The sequence below is a fragment of the Pseudomonas sp. MBLB4136 genome (assembly GCF_051904765.1).
In the GTDB taxonomy this organism is placed as follows: domain Bacteria; phylum Pseudomonadota; class Gammaproteobacteria; order Pseudomonadales; family Pseudomonadaceae; genus Aquipseudomonas.
This window is the reverse complement of record NZ_CP196713.1, coordinates 1,091,837-1,110,874: the sequence shown is the minus strand read 5'-3', so window position 1 is coordinate 1,110,874 and position 19,038 is coordinate 1,091,837. Positions and strand designations below refer to the sequence as shown.

At 66.8% G+C, this 19,038-nt stretch carries 18 protein-coding genes; 6 read left to right on the top strand and 12 right to left on the bottom strand.

The features are described from left to right. Positions 1–91: 91 nt before the first annotated feature. A complete protein-coding gene (locus ACSX1D_RS04930; protein ID WP_439861230.1) occupies positions 92–1,303 on the bottom strand; it encodes an aromatic ring-hydroxylating oxygenase subunit alpha in 1,212 nt (403 codons plus the stop codon). Between the two features lie 166 nt (positions 1,304–1,469). On the opposite strand from ACSX1D_RS04930, the gene ACSX1D_RS04925 reads away from it, so the two are divergent. The 5 genes from ACSX1D_RS04925 (at position 1,470) to ACSX1D_RS04905 (ending at position 7,669) form a co-directional block, all read left to right on the top strand. Next, positions 1,470–2,420, top strand: coding sequence for a LysR family transcriptional regulator (locus ACSX1D_RS04925; protein WP_439861229.1), 951 nt, complete (start codon positions 1,470–1,472; stop codon positions 2,418–2,420). 264 nt (positions 2,421–2,684) lie between these two features. Beyond that, positions 2,685–3,575: a dihydrodipicolinate synthase family protein gene (locus ACSX1D_RS04920; protein ID WP_439861228.1), complete on the top strand. Its 891-nt coding sequence runs from the start codon at positions 2,685–2,687 to the stop codon at positions 3,573–3,575. 25 nt (positions 3,576–3,600) lie between these two features. After that, positions 3,601–4,929, top strand: a complete 1,329-nt coding sequence (locus ACSX1D_RS04915) for an NAD(P)/FAD-dependent oxidoreductase (RefSeq protein ID WP_439861227.1) — start codon at positions 3,601–3,603, stop codon at positions 4,927–4,929. Between the two features lie 28 nt (positions 4,930–4,957). Further along, entirely contained in the window at positions 4,958–6,460 is a 1,503-nt protein-coding gene (locus ACSX1D_RS04910) for an aldehyde dehydrogenase (protein WP_439861226.1), read from the top strand. 105 nt (positions 6,461–6,565) lie between these two features. Continuing rightward, entirely contained in the window at positions 6,566–7,669 is a 1,104-nt protein-coding gene (locus ACSX1D_RS04905; protein WP_439861225.1) for an FAD-binding oxidoreductase, read from the top strand. A 12-nt stretch (positions 7,670–7,681) separates the two neighbouring features. On the opposite strand, the gene ACSX1D_RS04900 is transcribed toward ACSX1D_RS04905, so the two are convergent. The 6 genes from ACSX1D_RS04900 to ppc form a co-directional block, all read right to left on the bottom strand. Beyond that, a complete protein-coding gene (locus tag ACSX1D_RS04900; protein WP_439861224.1) occupies positions 7,682–8,542 on the bottom strand; it encodes a DUF72 domain-containing protein in 861 nt (286 codons plus the stop codon). Further along, positions 8,542–8,883, bottom strand: coding sequence for a hypothetical protein (locus ACSX1D_RS04895; protein WP_439861223.1), 342 nt, complete (start codon positions 8,881–8,883; stop codon positions 8,542–8,544). Before ACSX1D_RS04895 ends, ACSX1D_RS04900 begins: the two co-directional genes overlap by 1 nt. Positions 8,884–9,001: 118 nt before the next feature. Continuing rightward, positions 9,002–9,682, bottom strand: a complete 681-nt coding sequence (gene tsaB, locus ACSX1D_RS04890; RefSeq protein ID WP_439861222.1) for a tRNA (adenosine(37)-N6)-threonylcarbamoyltransferase complex dimerization subunit type 1 TsaB — start codon at positions 9,680–9,682, stop codon at positions 9,002–9,004. 138 nt (positions 9,683–9,820) lie between these two features. Beyond that, positions 9,821–10,480 (bottom strand): 5'-nucleotidase, lipoprotein e(P4) family, encoded by a 660-nt coding sequence (locus ACSX1D_RS04885; RefSeq protein WP_439861221.1) that lies wholly within the window; start codon positions 10,478–10,480, stop codon positions 9,821–9,823. 318 nt (positions 10,481–10,798) lie between these two features. Continuing rightward, on the bottom strand, positions 10,799–11,446 hold the full coding sequence (gene adk / locus ACSX1D_RS04880; protein WP_439861220.1) for an adenylate kinase: 648 nt from the start codon (positions 11,444–11,446) through the stop codon (positions 10,799–10,801). 248 nt (positions 11,447–11,694) lie between these two features. Beyond that, positions 11,695–14,331: a phosphoenolpyruvate carboxylase gene (ppc, locus tag ACSX1D_RS04875; protein ID WP_439861219.1), complete on the bottom strand. Its 2,637-nt coding sequence runs from the start codon at positions 14,329–14,331 to the stop codon at positions 11,695–11,697. Positions 14,332–14,515: 184 nt separating this feature from the next. Here ppc and ACSX1D_RS04870 point away from each other — a divergent pair, with 184 nt between their 5' ends. Then, entirely contained in the window at positions 14,516–14,860 is a 345-nt protein-coding gene (locus ACSX1D_RS04870) for a pilin assembly protein (RefSeq protein WP_208708718.1), read from the top strand. A gap of 12 nt (positions 14,861–14,872) precedes the next feature. Here ACSX1D_RS04870 and ACSX1D_RS04865 read toward each other — a convergent pair whose 3' ends face one another. From ACSX1D_RS04865 to ACSX1D_RS04845, 5 genes are all read right to left on the bottom strand, one after another. Continuing rightward, positions 14,873–15,196: a hypothetical protein gene (locus ACSX1D_RS04865; protein WP_439861218.1), complete on the bottom strand. Its 324-nt coding sequence runs from the start codon at positions 15,194–15,196 to the stop codon at positions 14,873–14,875. Beyond that, a complete protein-coding gene (locus tag ACSX1D_RS04860; RefSeq protein ID WP_439861217.1) occupies positions 15,193–16,077 on the bottom strand; it encodes an alpha/beta hydrolase in 885 nt (294 codons plus the stop codon). Before ACSX1D_RS04860 ends, ACSX1D_RS04865 begins: the two co-directional genes overlap by 4 nt. After that, positions 16,074–16,820, bottom strand: coding sequence for a TIGR00266 family protein (locus ACSX1D_RS04855; RefSeq protein ID WP_439861216.1), 747 nt, complete (start codon positions 16,818–16,820; stop codon positions 16,074–16,076). The genes ACSX1D_RS04860 and ACSX1D_RS04855 overlap by 4 nt, the downstream gene beginning before the upstream one ends. A gap of 203 nt (positions 16,821–17,023) precedes the next feature. Continuing rightward, on the bottom strand, positions 17,024–18,319 hold the full coding sequence (locus tag ACSX1D_RS04850) for a flavohemoglobin expression-modulating QEGLA motif protein (RefSeq protein ID WP_439861215.1): 1,296 nt from the start codon (positions 18,317–18,319) through the stop codon (positions 17,024–17,026). A gap of 41 nt (positions 18,320–18,360) precedes the next feature. Next, positions 18,361–18,912 carry a hypothetical protein gene (locus tag ACSX1D_RS04845; RefSeq protein ID WP_439861214.1) on the bottom strand — a complete coding sequence of 184 codons (552 nt, stop codon included), beginning with the start codon at positions 18,910–18,912 and terminating at the stop codon, positions 18,361–18,363. Positions 18,913–19,038 lie beyond the last annotated feature (126 nt).

Genomic DNA, 19,038 nt, shown 5'->3' with positions numbered 1-19,038 from the left:
TGGGGAGACCTGCTGAGCGAGGATCGGCCAAGACTAGGCCCCGCATAACCCTGAGAGTTATGCGGGGCCGCCGGTTGCATGCCAGGGACCGTCAGTCGGCCAGCTTGCGCGCCATGGTGGCGCAGTACCAGTCGTCGAACTGGCACACGCCGTTCTCGGCGATCGAGGAGTAAGGCCCCGGCTCGTAGGCCGGCGAGTTGACCCCGGCCTGGGTGCCTTCGACCAGGCGGCGATCCTGGTCGTTGGTGGCCAGCCATACCCGGGTCAGGGTCTCCAGGTCGTAGTCGAGGCCTTCCTGGGCATCCTTGGGCACCAGCCACTTGGTGGTCACCAGGGTCTCGTTCGGCCCCTGGGGCAGCACGCGGAAGCTCAGGGCGTGGTCGCCGAGGAAGTGGTTCCAGGTCGAGGGGTAGTTGAAGTACAGCAGCGCGCCGATGTTCTCCACACCGCTGCTGTCCAGGCGCCGGGCCACCGCCGGCTTGCCGTTCATGGTGTAGCTGACGGCGCCGGACGAGAGCGGAATGCGGGTCATGCGGAACTGGCCGTTATCGTCCATCACCAAACGGCTGGGCAGGCCGCCGGCCTCGCAGCGGTTCCAGTGCTCGACCAGCTCGGGGTCTTCCTCTCCGCCGACCCCGGCCACCGAGAGGTTCTCGACGAAGGAGTTCATCAGTTCGGGGTGGGTGCCGTCGCAGTGGAAGCACTCGCGGTTGTTCTCGAACACCAGCTTCCAGTTGCCCTTCTCCACCAGGTTGGACTCGAAGGCCACCTTGCAGTAGTCGAGGTTGTGCGGGGCGATAAAGGGCGACAGGGCGGCGCGGAACTTCTGAAAGTCCGGCGCCTGCTCGGCGACGCAGACATAGATGTAGCTGTTGACCACCTCGCAGTGGGCGGCTTTGAGGCCGTACTCGGCGTTGTTGAAGTCCACGCCCATGTTGCCGGCGAACAGCAGCTTGCCGTCCAGGTCGAAGGTCCACTTGTGATAGGGGCAGACCAGCTTGGCGACCTTGCCGCTGGCCTCGCTGCAGACCTTGGAGCCGCGATGGCGGCAGGCGTTGTGCAGGGCGCGGATCTGTCCGTCGCCGCCGCGCACCACCGCCACCGGGTAGTCGCCGATCTGCAGGGTCAGGTACTGGCCGGGCTTTTCCAGCTCGAAGGTGTGCCCGGCGAAGATCCATTCCTTGTGCCAGATCTGCTCGAGGTCCTGGCGGTATACCTCGAGGTCGCTGTACAAAGCGGTCGGCAGCGCATGACGCGGCTTACGCTGTTGAATGAGTTCTGCAACCTTCGCTTTGTTATTCACTTTCTAGGCACTCCAACACTAATCCGGATGATCCAGCGGGCGCTTTCCGATAACTTACGCGCCCCTATGCAGCCACCAGCGCCGCTTTTGGCACTGTCGAAAGTCTAGAGCGGGGCTATAGTCGGCAGAACCGACTTTTTATTCAGGAAATTGAATACCTGCCGTTATGGTTAAACACACAGAACCCGATCAGACGCTGATCAAGATGCCGTCGCTGCGCGCGGTCAAATCCTTCGTGGCGGCGGCCAAGTACCAGAACTTCACCCGCGCCGCCGAAGCCCTGTGCGTGACCCAGGCGGCCATCAGCCGGCAGATTCGCGAACTGGAGACCTACCTGGGCGCCGAACTGTTCAAGCGCGCCGGCCGCGCGGTGGAGCTGACTGCCGCCGGGGCGATCTTCTTCGATGCCGCGCAGCTGTCCTTCGTCAACATCGCCCAGGCGGCCGAGCGCATCCGCAGCCGCAACGTCGGCAAGCGGGTGCTGACCCTGTGCTGCTCGCCGGCGTTCTCGGCGATGTGGCTGGCGCACCGCCTGCCGAGTTTCTTCAGCGCCAACCCGGACGTGGACCTCAACCTGATCACCACGCAGAACTTCCTGTCCATGGAGCCCGGGGTGCGCCCGGACATCTTCATCACCAAGATGGCCAAGATCCGCGCCGGCTACCGCAGCCTGCCGATGTTCCACGACGTCATCTACCCGGTATGCACCCCGCGCTACCTCGAACAGCACCCGGAGCTGAACAGCCTGGAGGGGCTGCGCGACAGCGTGCTGCTCAACCTCAGCCCCTACGGCCGCTCGCAGGTGGCCGAGCACGTCGACTGGGGCGTCTGGCTAGCCTTCCATGACGTCGACATCGAGGCGCGCGGCAGCGACAGCCCGCACTTCTTCAACGCCAACGACTACAACATGCTGGTGCAGATGGTCCTCAACCATCAGGGCGTGGCGCTCGGCTGGCACCACCTGGTCGGCCACCTGGTCGAGCAGGGCCTGCTGGTGCGCCCGGTGCACGAGCAGGTGGTGCACAAGGAGAGCCAGCACTACCTGACCTTCAACGAAGACAAGGAAGACGACGAGGCCTGCGGCCGGCTGCGCGACTGGCTGATGGCGCAACTTTGATAACCGGACGTTATTGTTAGCCCGCACTTCTGGTTATTCAAAACCCGCCAGAAGCACAGCCAACTTTCCGCCCTGTCGCCCGATCAATAAGAAAACCTGCCGAGTGCAGGTTTTTTTATGCCTGCAGTCCGCGCTTACGGCCCATCCATAACCTTTGATTATTAATTAACGGCCCTAAAAGTTGCTTATTGCCCGGCGCCGAACGGCCGTAACCTTTTTCTCGAAATCGACAACAAATTCAACCTCTTCCACTCAGGTGAACGCATGAACTTCGATGGCATTTGGACTCCCGTGGTAACGCCCTTCAACCAGGACGGCGCGATCAACTTCGCCGCCCTGCGCGAGGTCATCGACAGCCTGATCGGCGACGGCGTGCACGGCCTGATCATCGGCGGCACCACCGGCGAGTACTACGCCCTGAGCAACGCCGAGCGCAAGCAGCTGTTCGACGCGGTCGCCGAGCAGGCCAAGGGCCGCATCACCCTGATGGCCGGCATCAACGCCACCAGCACCGAGGAAAGCCTCGACCTGGGCCACTACGCCAAGGCCGCCGGCTTCGACTGCATCCTCCTGGCCGCTCCGTACTACTGCCAGCCGACCCAGGAGGAGCTGCTCGCCCATGCCCTGTGCGTGGACGACGCCCTGGACCTGCCGATCATGCTCTACAACTTCCCGGCGCGGACCGGCACGCCGATGAGCTTCGAGTTCATCGACGCCCTCAAGGGCCGGCCGAACTTCCAGGCGATCAAGGAAAGCACCGGCTCGATCGAGCGCATGCACACCCTGACCCAGGAGTACGCCGACCAGCTGCAGACCAGCTGCGGCATGGACGACCAGATCCTCGAGTTCTTCACCTGGGGCGCGCGCAGCTGGGTCTGCGGCGCCTCCAACTTCCTCGCCCGCGAGCACGTGGCGCTGTACCAGGCCTGCGTGGTCGAGCAGGACATGCTCAAGGGCCGCCAGCTGGCCCAGCGCCTGCTGCCGATGCTCAACCTGCTCGAAGGCGGCGGCAAGTTCTGCCAGTACATCAAGCACGGCTGCGAGCTGGCCGGCCTGCCGGTGGGCGTGACCCGTCGTCCGCTGCTGCCGCTGAGCGACGCCGAGAAGAGCGCGTTCAAGCAGACCTACGAGCAGCTGATCGCCCATCGCGGCTAACCCCCTCGGCCTGGAGGCACTCCCCATGCAACTGCACTGCAACTTCCTGCCCCAGGCCGACGGGCGCTGCGGATGGTACGAAACCCTGCCGCCACCGCCGCCATGCACCCCGCTGCGTGGCACCGTGCAGGCCGACTGGGTGGTGCTCGGCGCCGGCTATGCCGGCCTGGCCGCCGCCCGCCGCCTGGCCGAGTTGCAGCCCGAGGCCTCGGTGGTGCTGATCGACGCCAAGCGCGTCGGCTTCGGCGCGGCCGGACGCAATTCCGGCTTCATGGTCGATCTGCCCCACGATTTGACCTCGCACAGCTACACCAGCAGCCACGAGGCCGACCACAAGATCATCCGCCTGAGCCGCGGGGCCATCGACTACACCCGCGAGATCGTCCAGCGCCACGGCATCGACTGCGACTGGCGCGAACAGGGCAAGCTGCATGGCGCCGCCAACGAGCGTGGCGGCCAGGCCCTGGAGGCATTCGCCAAGGGCCTGTCGGCACTCGGCGAGCCCTATCGCCTGCTCGATGCCCAGCAGATGAAGGCCGTCACCGGCAGCGACTTCTACCAGGCCGGCCTGCATGCGCCGGGCGCGGTGCTGGTGCAGCCGGCGGCGCTGTCGCGCGGCCTGGGCCAGAGCCTGCCGGCCAACGTGCGGCTCTTCGAGGAAAGCCCGGTACTGGACATCCAGGTGGGCACGCCCCACACCCTGACCACCGCCCAGGGCTGCATCAAGGCGCCGCGCATGGTGCTGGCGAACAACGCCTACGCCTCGAACTTCGGCGAACTCGGGCTCAAGGGCCGGCTGCTGCCGGTCTACACCTACGGCAGCATGACCCGCCAGCTGACCCAGGAGGAACTGGCACGCCTCGGCGGCGAGGACAGCTGGGGGCTGATCCCGGCCGACCCGCTGGGCTCCACGGTGCGCCGCCTGGCCAACGGGCGCATCTGCGTGCGCAACTCCTTCACCTACAACCCGGACGTACATGCCTCGGCCGGCACCCTGCAGCGGGTGCTCAAGGCCCATCGCAAGTCCTTCGAGCGGCGCTTCCCGATGCTGCCGGAGGTCGATTTCGAATACACCTGGGGCGGCGCCCTGTGCCTGGCGCGCAACGCCGGCTCGGTGTTCGGCGAAATCGCCCCCGGGGTGTTCAGCGCGGTGTGCTGCAACGGCCTGGGCCTGACCCGCGGGACCATCTCCGGCAAGTTGATCGCCGAGTACGCCCTGGGAATGGACAGCGACCTGCTGCGCATCATGCTCGAACAACCGAAACCCAGCCGCAATCCACCCGAACCCCTGCTCGGGATCGGCGTGCGCTCCTCCATCGCCTGGAAAGAGTGGACCGCCGGCGTGGAGCTCTGAAACTGCCTCAACCTTCAGGAGAAAAACAATGACCGACGCCCTCACCCGCAGCGCCATCGACCAGCAGCTCGAGCGCCTGGAATACCGCAATCAGGCCTTTATCGACGGCCGCTTCGTCGCCGCCCGCTCCGGCGCCACCTTCACCACCCTGAACCCGGCCACCGGCCAGGTCATCACCGAGGTGGCCGCCTGCGACGCCGAAGACGTAGACGCCGCCGTGCGGGCCGCCCGCGCCGCGTTCGACGCCGGGGTCTGGTCGAAACTGGCGCCGGCCGAGCGCAAGGCGATCATGCTGGAGTTCGCCAACCTGATCGACGCCCACCGCCTGGAGCTGGCGGTGCTGGAATCCCTGGAGGCCGGCAAGCCGGTGGGCGAGTGCTACGGCATTGACATCCCCGACACCGCCAACACCATCCGCTGGCACGCCGAGGCCGGCGACAAGCTGTACGACGCCATCTCGCCGTCCAGCCCGGGCAACGTCGGCATGATCCGCCGCGAGCCGATCGGCGTGGTCGGCGCCGTACTGCCGTGGAACTTCCCCTGCATGATGGCCGGCTGGAAGCTCGGCCCGGCGCTGATCACCGGCAACAGTGTGGTTCTCAAGCCCGCCGAGCTGACCTCCCTGGCCACCCTGCGCCTGGCCGAGCTGGCCCATCAGGCCGGCATCCCGGCCGGCGTGCTCAACGTGGTGCCGGGCCTCGGCCACAGCGCCGGCAAGGCCATCGGCCTGCACCCGGACATCGACCTGGCGGCCTTCACCGGCTCCACCGAGGTCGGCCGGCTGTTCCTCGAGTATTCGGCCAAGAGCAACCTCAAGCGCGTGGTGCTCGAGTGCGGCGGCAAGAACCCCCAGGTGGTGATGGGCGATGCCGGCGACCTCGCTGCGGTAGCCAGCAACGTGCTCGCCGCGGCCTTCTGGAACATGGGCGAGAACTGCTCGGCCGGCTCGCGGCTGATCGTCCACCGCTCGCTCAAGGACGCCCTGCTCGAGGAGATGCTCGGCCAGCTGCAGGACTGGGTCACCGGCGACCCGCTGGACCCGGCCGTGCGCCTCGGTGCGCTGATCGAAGAGGCGCACATGGAAAAAGTCCTGGGGCATATCGAGCAGGCCAAGGCCGAGGGCTGCAGGCTGGTCACCGGCGGCGTGCGCCTGCACGCCGAGAGCGGCGGCTACTTCGTCGCCCCGACCATCTTCGAAGCCCCCTCCAACGCCGCCTCGGTGGCCCAGGAGGAGATCTTCGGGCCGGTGCTGGCGGTGATCGCCTTCGACACCGAGGAAGAGGCCATCGCCATCGCCAACGACACCTGCTACGGCCTGGCCGCCTCGCTGTGGACCGCCAACATCAACACCGCGCACCGCATGTCGGCGGCGATCCGCGCCGGCACCGTGTCGGTCAACTGTTTCTCCGAGGGCGACATCTGCACGCCGTTCGGCGGCTACAAGCAGTCCGGCTTCGGCGGCCGCGACAAGTCGATCTACGCCCACGACCAGTACTGCGAACTGAAAACCACCTGGATCCAGCTGTCCTAGCACCAGGCGTACGCGGCCGCGCGCGCGGCCGCCCCCCAAAGAAATCGACAGTCCCCTCCCGGCAACCGACGGCGAGGGGGCTTTGCCTATTGCCGAGAGTCACCCATGAACCATCTCACCAGCAGTGAGTACCTCAACCCGGTCAACACCCAGACCTGGGTCAACGGCCGCCATCTGGTGCGCTGCCTCAAGGTCATCCGCGAGACCGCGGACGTCATCACCTACTGCTTCAGCATGCAGGAGCCGGTGCTGTTCTTCTTCAAACCCGGGCAGTTCGTCACCCTGGAACTGGAGATCGACGGCGAGCAGGTGATGCGCTCCTACACCATCTCCAGCGCCCCTTCGATTCCCTACAGCTTCTCCATCACGGTCAAGCGCGTGCCCGGCGGGCGGGTGTCGAACTGGCTGCACGAGCACCTCACCGAAGGCGAGGTGATCGCCGTGCACGGCCCGGTCGGCCAGTTCAACTGCATCGACTTTCCGGCCGACAAGGTGCTGCTGCTGTCCGGCGGCGTCGGCATCACCCCGGTGATGTCCATGGCCCGCTGGTTCTTCAACACCAACGGCGAAGTCGACATGGTGTTCGCCCACAGCGCGCGCACCCCGGCCGACATCATCTACCGCGCCGAGCTGGACTACATGTCCACGCGCATCGACAACTTCAAGCTGCACCTGATCTGCGAACGCAACGAGACCGGGCAGATCTGGGGCGGCTACCGCGGCTTCCTCAGCCGCGAGATGCTGCAGCTGATCGCCCCGGACTTCCTCGAGCGCGAGGTATTCTGCTGCGGTCCGGCGCCCTACATGCGCGCGGTACGACGCCTGCTCGGCGAGGCCGGCTTCGACATGACGCGCTACCACGAGGAATCCTTCGGCGCGACGCCGGGCGAGGATATCGCCGCCGCCGAGGAACAGGCAGCGATAGCCCAGGCCGAGGAACCCCAGGCCAGCCACTGGGTCACCTTCAGCGAGTCCGGCAAGTCGGTGCAGGCGGCACTGGGCAGCACCCTGTACGAGGCCGCCGCCAGCGCCGGCCTGACCATCCCCAAGGCCTGCGGCATGGGTATCTGCGGCACCTGCAAGGTGCGTGTGGTCAGCGGCGAGACCGCCATGGAGCACAACGGCGGCATCAGTGAGGAGGAAATAGCCGAGGGCTATGTGCTGAGCTGCTGCACCCGGGTCAGCGGCGCCGTCGAGGTCGAGTACTAGGCGCCGCGGCTGTCACAGCAGGCCCAGCTGCGGGCTGGGCGCCGCGACCACCGGCGCGGGCAGCTCGGGAAGACCGGGCAGGCGCCGCATCAGCTGGGCATGGAAACGCCGCGCCAGCTGCGCCGCCAGGCGGTTGTCCGGGGTGTGCAGGAAGGCGTAGGGCGTGCGCCCCGCCTCGATCCAGGCGGCGAGCTTGTCCAGCCAGGGGGCCATGAAGGCATCGTTGGCCGCCAGCTCCGGATGGCCGATGAAACGCAGCTGCGGCGCCTGGCTGAAGGCAGTCGGGCGCACCGGCAGGCGCGGCTTCTTCGCCTGGGCATGCAGCACGGCCGGATCGTCGGAACTGCAACTGAACAGCGCCCGCGAGTCCAGGCAGATGCGCTCGATGCCGCGCCCCAGCAGCAGACGGTTGAGCGCGCGCTCCTCCTCGCCTTTGGCGAAGAACGCCGGATGACGCAGCTCCACCGCCAGCTCGTCCCCCGCCCAGTGCTCGATAAAGGCGGCCAGCTCGACCAGGCGCGAGGGGCCGAAGCTGGCCGGCAGCTGCAGCCAGAACGGCGCCACGCGACCACCCAGGGGCACCAGCAGGCGGCGGAAGCTATCGGCGGCGGCCAGCTGCTCGCGCAGGTCGCCGCCGTGGCTGATGTCCCGGGGCAGCTTGGCGCAGAAGCGGAACTGCGCCGGCATCGCCTGGGCCCAGCGCGCCACCGTGTCGGCCGTGGGGCTGGCATAGAAGGTGGTGTTGCCCTCCACGGCATTGAACAGCTGTGTGTAGAGCGGCAGGAAGTCGTTGGACCGGGCGGTTTCCGGGTACAGCGCGCCGCGCCAGGCCGGCTCGCTCCAGGACGGGCAACCGAGGAAATAAGGCAGCACTAGGCGTAGAGGTCGATACCCAGCACCTGCTGCGCGTCGGACTCGCTGGCGAAGGCGGCGGTGCTGCTGTAGCTGGCAAGGGCCTGGGCGGCGCGGTTGCTCAGCGCCGGCCGGTAGTCGGGCTCCTGGCTACGCGCCGCCAGGTTGTCGCTGCCGCCGTTGCTGGCCTGCACGCGGCGCAACTGCGGCAGCTGCTCGAAACCCTGGCTGCTGGCCGGCGCGGCCGGCTGCTCGCGACGCGCCTCGACTTCCCGCTGGGCCTCGCGATAGGGCGTGACCGCCGTCCCCGAGCGGGGGCCGCGATCTGGCGAGTAGGGAGCGATGGAGCCGTCGATGCGCATCAGTTACTGCTCGGCCGGGTGGGCCAACTGTGAGGGGGGTTCGACCAATCTACCGCCGCCGGCCAGGCTTGGCAATCGAGCATCCGGGTAGGCGTAAGGGCTGGATGACCGGCGCGGGCTACTGCGGCGCCTTGGGCGTGGCAACCTGGTCGCGCAGGTACACCGGCTGCGCCTCATCGGCCGGCAGCGCCTCGCCACGGGCCCAGGCGAAGCGGGCCAGGCTGAGCAGGTCTTCGGCATGGGGCAGCATGGCGCCATCCTGGCCCGCCAGCATCGCCGGCAGTCGGATGGCGTGAGTACCCCAGCCGGTACCGGCACCGAACCAATCGCCGGCCGCATCGCGCGGCAGGCCCGCCAGTTCCGGCGGCAGCACCGCCTCGGCGCCGAGCAGGCGCATCTCGCCCTGCTCGGCCCGGTAGCAGCCCCAGTAGACCTCGTCCATGCGCGCATCGATGGCCGCGGCCACCTGCTGCGCACCCTGCTCGCGCAGGGCCCGCTGGGCCAGTACGGCCAGGTCGGAGACCGGCAGCACCGGCCGATCCAGGCCGAACGCCAGGCCCTGGACCACGCCGATGGCGATACGCACGCCGGTGAAGGCGCCGGGGCCACGACCGAAGGCGATCGCATCCAGCGCCGACAGGGCGACGCCCGCCTCTTCCAGCAAGGCCTTGATCATCGGCAACAGCCGCTGGGCATGCAGGCGCGGAATCACTTCGTAATGACTGTACACCCGGTCGTCGTGCAACAGGGCGACGGAACAGGCTTCGGTGGCGGTATCGAGGGCCAGCAGAGTGGTCATTGCATTCGGACAGGTGACGAAATGGATCGGCATTAGAACGGCTTGAGGCTTTTTTTTCCAGCGCAATCACCCTGGCCTGCCGGACAGCAAGCACGCGCCGGGCCAGCACGGCCCGGCGCAGCCTCAGCCAACAGCGGCTTACCAGGCCTCGATAACAGTCTCCGCTTCCCAGGCTTGCAGGGGCGCCTTGGACCAGGTGCCGTAGGTCGCATTGGGGAAGACGATCCACTCGGTGCCCCATTTGCCGCCTTCGGCGGCCACGGTGGCGCGCTGATCGGCCAGCGGCGTCTTGCGGAAACGCGCATCAAAGTCGTGCAGCGTATCGCCCAGCAGCAATACGATCTGATGATCGGCGCTGACTATGGCACGTCGCTCGACCTTGGGCGGCCCCAGCAGCAGCACGCTCTGCGCCGAAATCTGCGGCAGGCCGAGCTTGCTCAGGGTGGCCAGGGTGTGCTGCTTCTGCTCGTCGGAACGGTCCGAGATATAGCGAATGGTCACGCCCAGGCTGTCGGCGTGCTGCAGGAACTGCTTGGCACCGGGGATCAGCTGCGGGGTGCCATCACGCTCCCAGGGCAACCAGGTGTCCCAGGCGTCATAGGTGTGACAGTTGGCCAGGTCCCTCGCCAACAGGGCGCTGTTATCGATAACGGTTTCATCCAGGTCAGTCACGATGGCCAACTTCGACGGATCTTTCGCGGCGGCCACGGCCGCATCCAGCTTCAGCGTCGCGATGTTGTAGGCCTGCAGCTGCAGCGCCTGAACTTCCGCCGATTGCTGCTGGAAACGCAGGCCCATGGTGAACTCGGCGACAGCGCACTCCGTCTTGGGCTTCGCAGATGTATCGGCAAAGGCCGCGGGAATAGCCAACAGCGACACCGCAAGGCCCAGCCAGATAGCTCTCTTTGCTGCTTTTTCAGTCATTGAACGCGCCCTCTTCCTAAGTATGGGTTAAGTCCTAAGGTCTAGGAGCATCTCGCAATGGTCTAGACCAGATACCGATGCTAGCTTAGGCGAACAAGGTTACTGTTCTGAGAACGACAGCAAATTGGCCGACCCAGCGCCAGAAACGACAACGGCCCGCAAGCGGGCCGTTGTTTCAAGGAGGGCGCAGGCTCAGCTGAGCGCGGCCAGTACCTTGGCGGTGATCTCGTCCACCGAACCGACGCCGGCGATGGCGCTGTACTTCGGCGTGCCTTCACGGGCGGCCAGCTGCTGGTAGAAGTCCACCAGCGGCTTGGTCTGCGAGTGGTAGACCGACAGGCGGTGACGCACGGTCTCTTCCTTGTCGTCGTCGCGCTGGATCAGCTCCTCGCCACTCTCGTCGTCGATACCGGCGACCTTGGGCGGGTTGTGCTCGGTGTGGTAGACGCGGCCCGAGGCCGGGTGCACGCGACGGCCGGCGATGCGGCTGACGATTTCCTCGTCCTCGACGGCGATTTCGACCACGTAGTCGATGCTCACGCCGGCTTCCTTCAGGGCTTCGGCCTGGGGAATGGTGCGCGGGAAGCCATCGAAGAGGAAGCCATTGGCGCAATCCGCCTGGGCGATGCGTTCCTTGACCAGGTTGATGATCAGGTCGTCGGAGACCAGGCCACCGGCGTCCATGACGCTCTTGGCCTGCAGGCCCAGCTCGGTGCCAGCCTTGACCGCCGCGCGCAGCATGTCGCCGGTGGAGATTTGCGGAATGCCGAACTTCTTGGTGATGAAGCCAGCCTGGGTACCTTTACCGGCACCGGGCGCCCCCAGCAGAATCACGCGCATCGATGTGCTCCTCAAGATTTAAGTAGAAATCGTCGGACTCGCCTCATGGGGCCAATCTCAGAATAGTTTCGGCAGCACTGCGCACGGGTGCCTGACTGCCAGAAGGCCGATCAAGATACACAGCGCACCTCTGGCGCACAAGCCGCCAAAAGTCGCACACCGGGTCGCAGCCCGGGCGCCTGAAAGACGCCCGCCAAGCCACTTGCAGCCACCGCCCCGCGCCCCGGAGGGACGCAGGCGCGGCCCCTTCAGCCGGTGTTGCGCAGCCCCGCGGCGATACCCGCGACGCTGACCAGCAAGGCCTGTTCCAAAGGGCTGTCGGCCTCATTCTGGCGCTGTCTGGAGCGGGCCAGCAGCTCGGCCTGCAGCAGGTGCAAGGGGTCCAGATAGGTGTTGCGCACGGTGATGTACTCGAGCGTCTCGGGACTGTGCGCCAGCAGTTGCGACTGCCCGGTCAGTCCCAGCACCGTCGCCACCGCCTGCGACAATAGGTCGCGCAGATGCTCGCCCAATGGTCGCAAATCCGATTGCACGAGGCGTTCGTCGTAGAGTCGGGCGATGGCCGCGTCGGCCTTGGCCAGGACCATCTCGAGCATGTCGATGCGGGTGCGAAAGAACGGCCAGTGCTCGCGCATCTGCCCGAGCAGCTCGCCCTCGCCGCGCTTGAGGGCGTTGCCCAGGGCGTACTCCCAGCCGAGCCAGGCCGGCAGCATCAGGCGCGTCTGGGTCCAGGCGAAGATCCAGGGGATCGCTCGCAGGCTCTCCACCCCGCCCTCGCGGCGCTTGGCCGGACGGCTGCCGAGTGGCAGGCGACCGAGCTCCTGTTCCGGGGTGGCCTGGCGGAAGTAGTCGACGAACTGCGGATGCTCGCGCACCACGCCGCGGTAGGCGCTGACACCATCGGCGGCCAGCCGGTCCATCAGCTCGCGCCAGGCCGGCTCGGGAGTTGGCGGCGGCTGCAGGGTGGCCTCCAGCACGGCGGCCAGGTAGAGGTTGAGGTTCTGCTCGGCAACGTCCGGCAAACCGAACTTGAAGCGGATCATCTCGCCCTGCTCGGTGGTGCGGAAACGCCCCGCCACCGAGCCCGGCGGCTGCGACAGGATCGCCGCGTGGGCCGGGCCGCCGCCGCGGCCCACGGTGCCACCGCGACCGTGGAACAGCAGCAGCTCGACCCGATGGTGGGCGCAGACCTGCACCAGGCTCTCCTGGGCGCGGTACTGGGCCCAGGCCGCCGCGGTGGTGCCGGCGTCCTTGGCCGAGTCGGAGTAACCGATCATCACCTCCTGCGGCCCCTGCAGGCGCGAGCGGTAGCCGGGCAGGCTCAGCAGGCGGTCGATGGCCGGACCGGCGTTGTCCAGGTCGGCCAGGGTCTCGAACAGCGGCACCACGCGTATGGGGCGCTGCAGGCCGGCTTCCTTCAACAGCAACTGCACGGCCAGCACATCGGAGGGCGCGCCGGCCATGGAGATCACATACGAGCCCAGCGAAGCGGCCGGGGCGGCCGCCACCTCGCGACAGGTGGCCAGCACCTCGGCGGTCTCCTCGCTCGGCTGGAAGTGTGCCGGCAGCAGCGGCCGACGGTTGTCCAGCTCGGTCAGGAGAAACTGCTGGCGAGCCTCTTCGTCCCACTCGGCGTAGCGGCCCAGGCCCAGATAGTCGGTGATCTCGTCGAGCGCCGCGGCATGGCGGCTGGCATCCTGGCGCACGTCCAGGCGCACCAGGAACAGGCCGAAGGTGCGCGCCCGGCGCAGGCAGTCGAGCAGCGGACCATCGGCGATCACGGCCATGCCACAGGCATGCAGGGACTGGTAGCAGAGGTTCAGCGGCTCGAGCAGCTCGTCGTTGTCCTGCAGCACGGCCGCAGGCGGCGTCACGGCGCCCTGCAGGGCGTCGTGGGCCCAGGCGCGGGTCGCGCGCAGGCGCTCGCGCAGCTGCTTGAGCAGGCTGCGGTAGGGTTCGGCGCTGTCGCCGACCCGGGCGCGCAGCTCGGGGCTGGCCTGCTGCATGGACAACTCGGCCGCCAGCTGGTCGATATCGCGCAGGTACAGGTCGGCGGCCATCCAGCGCGCCAGCAACAGCACCTCGCGGGTCACCGTGGCGGTGACATTGGGGTTGCCGTCGCGGTCGCCGCCCATCCAGGAGGCGAAGCGTACCGGCGCGGCCTCCAGTGCCAAGCGCTGGCCGGTCGCGGCGTGCAGCGCGCGGTCGGCCTGGCGCAGGAAATTGGGTACCGCCTGCCACAGCGAATGCTCGATCACCGCGAAGCCCCACTTGGCCTCGTCCACCGGGCTGGGCCGGCTGCGGCGGATCTCCTCGGTGTGCCAGGCCTCGGCGATCAAGCGTTGCAGGCGCTGGGCGGCCAGCTCGCGCTCGGCGGCGGACAGGTCGCTGTGGTCCTGGGCGGCCAGCTGGGCGGACATGGCGTCGTACTTCTGGATCAGGGTGCGCCGTGCCACCTCGGTCGGGTGGGCGGTCAGCACCAGCTCGATCTCCAGGTTGCCGAGCTGGCGCGCCAGCTCTTCGGGGGCGTGGCCGCTGGCACGCAGGCGCTGCAGCAGTTCCGGCAGCACCCGCGACTCGAAGGGTTCCGGCTCGTCGCTGCCGCGGCGGCGGACGCGGTGGTACTGCTCGGCGATATTGGCCAGGTTGAGGAACTGGTTGAACGCCCGCGCCACCGGCAGCAGTTCATCGTCGTCGAGGCCGTCGAGGGATTCGCTGAGTTGCTCGGCGCCGGCGGCCGAGCCACGGCGAGCCGCCTTGGCACCCTTGCGGATGCGCTCGATCTTGCCCAGGAAGGCCTCGCCCAGCTGGGCACTGATGGTGTTGCCCAGCAGTTCGCCGAGCTGGTGCACGTCCTCGCGCAAACGCGCGTCAATTTCCGTCACGGTCAGTCCTCCGTCAGTGCGTGGCTCAAGAGTGCCCAGCGCGGCGACTTCTTACAAGCGTGCGACGTCGAACCTGCGAACGCCAGGAGCGGTCTAGTCTAAAGAAGAGGGCGAGCCCGCAACGACTTGCCTCAGCAGCGGCTTACCAACCGCTTACCCGCAGCAGGCACAGGACGAGGTAGTTATGAAGATTCGCGAGCTTGTCCATCACTGGGAACAGAACTCCAAGGGCCGCCTGACCCGCAACACCTACCAGATCCACCTCGATCTGGAAGCGGCCGCGCGCCTGGCGGCGCTGACCGAGATGTACCCCAAGCACCACACCGAAGAACTGCTCGGCGAGCTGATCGGTGCGGCGCTGGAGGAACTGGAGGCCAGCCTGCCCTACGTCAAGGGCAGCCAGGTCGTGGCGACCGACGAACAGGGCGATCCGCTGTACGAGGACATCGGCCCGACCCCGCGCTTCCTCGCCCTGTCACGCAAGTACCTGCGCGAGTTGATGCAGCAACAGAACAGCGCCGAGCACTGACGCCGCGCCTGTTTATTGCGCTGCCGCCTGGGCTTGCTCGCCCAGGCAGCGCACGGCCCGCTTGCGATTGTCCACCAGCACGCCGGTCAGCCCCTTCTGCTGCAAGTCGAACATCACCAGCACGCCATCGATGCACTGCGCCACCTGCTCGGCCGGTTTGAGCGAGACCTTGTAGTCTTCGCCCGGGATGGTCTTGAGCATGGTGAAGTCGGACAGCAGCAGGGCGTCCTCGGGTTTGGCGATATGCAGGTAGCCGTAGTACCAGAGCACCGCGACCGTTGCGCAGACGCTGCCGATGGCGGTGAGAATCAGGGGAATGGGGTCGCGTTCACTCATGGTCGTTTCTCAGAATCGGGGAGTTCCGCCAGATGGCGCAGGCCGGCGAAGCCACGCGGGTCGCGCATGAACTGCAGCATGACCTGACGCCAGTCCGGGTCCTCAAAGGTTTGCACATGGCCGCCGCGGGTCGGTTGGAACACCCGCGGCGGCGGCGCAGCTTGATACAAGCGCTCGCCGTTGGAAAGGGGCACCAGCGCATCGTCGACGCTGTGGAAAATCAGCAGCGGCAGGTCCTCCAGTCGCTCCATCGCGTGGATGGCACTGTCATCGTCGGGCACCAGCCAGCTCAGCGGCACCCGCAGCGGCCAGGTCAGCCAGTTGCTGCCCAGCGCATGGCGGGCGACCTCGCGATAGCTGGCCGGCACACCGTCGAGGATCAGTGCGCTGAGGCGCTCGCGGCGGCGCGGCTGCTCGACCAGGAAGCGAATGGCCAAGGCGCCCCCCAGGCTCTGGCCGAGGACGAACAAGGGGGCGCCCTGAACCTGTGGCGCCTGCTCCAGCCAGGCAAAGGCGGCCTCGATATCCTGATACACCGCCGGCAGACTCGGCGAGCCCTGGGACAGGCCATAGCCGCGGTAATCCAGCATCAACACCTGGTAGCCGTGCTCCGGCAGCCACCAGGTGCCGCCCAGGTGGCTGGACAGGTTGCCGCCATTGCCATGCAGATGCAGCACCGTGCCCTTGACCTCCACTCCTTCCTTGGCCGGCAGCCACCAGGCATGCAGACGGGTGCCGTCGGCCGCCTGCAGGTATTCGTCGCGGTAGTCCAGGCGCGCGTTGGCCGGGGTGAAAGGCAACCCCCGCTCGGGATAGAACAGCAATTCGCTGCAGCCGTGCAGCGACAGCAGCGCGGCCAGGAGCCAGGCGCAGCGTTTCACTTGCCGCCGGCGCGAGTTTCCTCGCGCGCCTTGTAGGTCGCCTCGTAGACCCGCTCGGCCAGGCGCGAGAACGGCAGGCTCTGAATCCACACCGTACCGCTGCCCTTGAGCGTCGCCAGGAGGATGCCCTCGCCGCCGAACAGCATGCTCTTCAGCCCGCCGGCCAGGGCGATGTCGTAGTCGATACCCGTGCTGAACGCCACCAGGCAACCGGTGTCCAGGCGCAGGGTCTCGTTGTTCAGCTCCTTGCGAATCACCGTGCCACCGGCATGCACGAAGGCCAGGCCGTCACCTTCGAGCTTCTGCAGGATGAAGCCCTCGCCGCCGAAGAAACCGGCGCCCAGGCGCTTGTTGAAACTGATACCCAGCGCCGTACCGTGGGCGGCGCAGAGGAAGGCGTCCTTCTGGCAGATCAGCCGGCCGCCCACCTCGGCCAGCTGGATCGGCACCACGGTGCCCGGGTAGGGCGCAGCGAACGCCACCCGCGCCGGGCGCTTGCCGGCATTGCTGAAGTGCGTCATGAACAGCGACTCGCCGGTGAGCAGGCGCTTGCCGACGCCCCACAGCTTGCCCAGCACCCCGCTCGCCGAGCCGTCGCCCATGCGTGTTTCGAAACGCACGCCCTCGGTCATGTAGTTCATCACCCCGGCCTCGGCGATCACCGTCTCGCCCGGATCGAGGATGATCTCCACGCTCTGCGCCGAGGTCCCGAGGATTTCGTATTCGAGCTGGTGGCTGGGCACTGCACAAGGCTCCGGCTATAGGGTTGAGTGCCTCCCGGACTTCATCCGGGATAGCCCCCCGCTGGAGGGCCGGGCACTGCGCCTGAAGGCATCGTGAACGCAGTTCAGGCTGGGCGAAGATGGGGCCGAAAAGCGGTATTTACCGGGGTAAGTGAGTGCTTTCGGCCTCATCTCCGGTGCCGCAGGGTCGCATGCGGCAGCATTCAGAGGATATTGGCGTAATCGGCTTCGATCCGATCCAGGCTCAGGTGGTTGAGGAAGTTGGAGAAGCACATCCAGGCCGACAGCGAGTTGAGGTCGCTAAATTGCGGCGGCAGGTATTTCGGCGCTACCACCAGGCCCTCGTCGACCAGCTGGCGTAGCGTGCGCATGTCCTCCAGGGTGGTCTTGCCACAGAACAGCAGCGGGATCTGCTCCAGCTTGCCCTTGCGCACCGCCAGTTGAATGTAGTTGTAGACCATGATGAAACCCTTCAGATAGGACAGGTCCTTGGTGAAGGGTAGCCCGGTCGGCGACGAGCCACGAAAGGCGCGACTGGCATTGCTGTAGCTGTCCTCCAGGCTGAAGCCCTGCTCGCGGTAGAAGCCGCACACCTGGAGGAAGTCGGCGCCCTCCTCGGCCATATGAATGGCACGGGTGCGATTGGTCAGCTTGCGTAGCCGGGTCGGGTAGGAGGCGAAGGCGATCACCTCCATGAGGATCGCCAGGCCTTCCTGGGTCACGGTGGAGGACGGCGGCCCCTTGGCCAGGAAGGTGCAGATCGGCTGGTTCTGCCCATTGAGCGTGGTGGCCACGTGGACCAGGCCCTCGTGCACCTCCAGGGCCCTGACGTCGCGCTCGTTGAACATGGCGTCGGTGCGGATCTTGATGTAGTCGGCACCGGCCGCCGCATCGGCGAGGATGCCGTCGGACTCGAACACCCGGATGGTCTCCTCCGCCTCGCCGAACACCTTGTTCAGGCGATGCTGCAACAGATCGACGGCCTGCTTGGCCGTGAGGTCCTTCGGTTCGTCCTTGAGGTCGCCGCGGTCGTCGATGTTGTTCAGGAATTCGGAGAACATCAGCCCCAGGTCGGACAGGGTCGGGTCGCCGGCATGGAAAGCGTCGGACGCCGCGCCATAGAGGTCCTGGGAGATAAGGCCGAAATCCTCGGTGCCGCGCGCCTCGAGCATGCGGATGACCATGCGGTACTCGCGGCACATGCGCCGCATGATCTGGCCGACCGGATTGAACTGGCCGAGCTGGCGGGTGATGTCACGCTCGATGTTCTGGAACTCCAGCTTCTTCGCCGCGGTGTCGAAGGCCAGCGGGCGCCCGGCGTAGTAGTCGCGATCGACCGCCGGCAGCTTCTTGCCCTTGTGCTTGAGAAAGTCGGCGCGGACATTTTCATCCCACTTCACCGCATCCAGCACGCGAATCGGGGTCTGCGCCTCGACGATGCGGTCGGACAGCCCCCGCACGGTCATCTGATACTCGTCCAGCTCACTAAGACTGTTCATCGAATCCTCGTTGCAGCGCGAACTCATGGCTGAAGGGCCGGTTACTGGCCGACGCGCTGATAGCGCGCCACCTCGACGAACACGTCCGAGTTGGCCGGGTCGTCGAGGTAGGCGAAGACCTTGTCCAGCGGGCTGGTGATCAGCGCGCCGTCGCCCTGGGCGGTTTCCACCAGCTCGCCCTCGAGCACGCCCTGCTCCAGCACCTGCATGATGCGATCGACATCCAGGCTATAGAGCACCAGTTCGTTGCCATGGGTCAGCTCGAAACCGGCGATGGCGAAGTTCGCCCCCAGGCGCTTGGGCAGGCCGAGCGACAGGTACCAGCGCCGACCGTGGTGGGCCACGGTGAAGCCGTACTCCTTGCGGCTGTCGAGGTTGTCCGGGTGGTCGTCATAGGTCTCGGCCTTGTAGGTATTGGCGCCGGAACGACTGATCTGCAGGAACTGCTCCTCGCCCCACTCGTTGGTGCGCGCCCACTCGCCGAGCAGCGGGATCGGCGCCGCCTCGTTGGCCGGGATCGGGTCCTTGACGGTGACCAGACAGCCACTCAACAGCAGGAAGGACACGGCGACTACCATGCGCCAGGCTCTCATTACGCTCTCCTTGTGAAACGAATAGGCATTGCCCGCCGGACTCAGCCGGCTCGTCATATAAGACAAACCCCGCCGTTGAGAGGTTCGCCACCAGCTCAAGGCTCACATATAACTTAAGCGTATAAC

What these genes read in the sequence shown, in the direction of transcription:
- ACSX1D_RS04870 (WP_208708718.1), top strand. Translation starts at nt 14,516, where the DNA reads ATGAAGATTCGCGAGCTTGTCCATCACTGGGAACAGAACTCCAAGGGC.
- ACSX1D_RS04925 (WP_439861229.1), top strand. Translation starts at nt 1,470, where the DNA reads ATGGTTAAACACACAGAACCCGATCAGACGCTGATCAAGATGCCGTCG.
- ACSX1D_RS04905 (WP_439861225.1), top strand. Translation starts at nt 6,566, where the DNA reads ATGAACCATCTCACCAGCAGTGAGTACCTCAACCCGGTCAACACCCAG.
- ACSX1D_RS04920 (WP_439861228.1), top strand. Translation starts at nt 2,685, where the DNA reads ATGAACTTCGATGGCATTTGGACTCCCGTGGTAACGCCCTTCAACCAG.
- ACSX1D_RS04915 (WP_439861227.1), top strand. Translation starts at nt 3,601, where the DNA reads ATGCAACTGCACTGCAACTTCCTGCCCCAGGCCGACGGGCGCTGCGGA.
- tsaB (WP_439861222.1), bottom strand. Translation starts at nt 9,682, where the DNA reads ATGACCACTCTGCTGGCCCTCGATACCGCCACCGAAGCCTGTTCCGTC.
- ACSX1D_RS04865 (WP_439861218.1), bottom strand. Translation starts at nt 15,196, where the DNA reads ATGAGTGAACGCGACCCCATTCCCCTGATTCTCACCGCCATCGGCAGC.
- ACSX1D_RS04850 (WP_439861215.1), bottom strand. Translation starts at nt 18,319, where the DNA reads ATGAACAGTCTTAGTGAGCTGGACGAGTATCAGATGACCGTGCGGGGG.
- ACSX1D_RS04845 (WP_439861214.1), bottom strand. Translation starts at nt 18,912, where the DNA reads ATGAGAGCCTGGCGCATGGTAGTCGCCGTGTCCTTCCTGCTGTTGAGT.
- ACSX1D_RS04885 (WP_439861221.1), bottom strand. Translation starts at nt 10,480, where the DNA reads ATGGGCCTGCGTTTCCAGCAGCAATCGGCGGAAGTTCAGGCGCTGCAG.
- ACSX1D_RS04895 (WP_439861223.1), bottom strand. Translation starts at nt 8,883, where the DNA reads ATGCGCATCGACGGCTCCATCGCTCCCTACTCGCCAGATCGCGGCCCC.
- adk (WP_439861220.1), bottom strand. Translation starts at nt 11,446, where the DNA reads ATGCGCGTGATTCTGCTGGGGGCGCCCGGTGCCGGTAAAGGTACCCAG.
- ACSX1D_RS04910 (WP_439861226.1), top strand. Translation starts at nt 4,958, where the DNA reads ATGACCGACGCCCTCACCCGCAGCGCCATCGACCAGCAGCTCGAGCGC.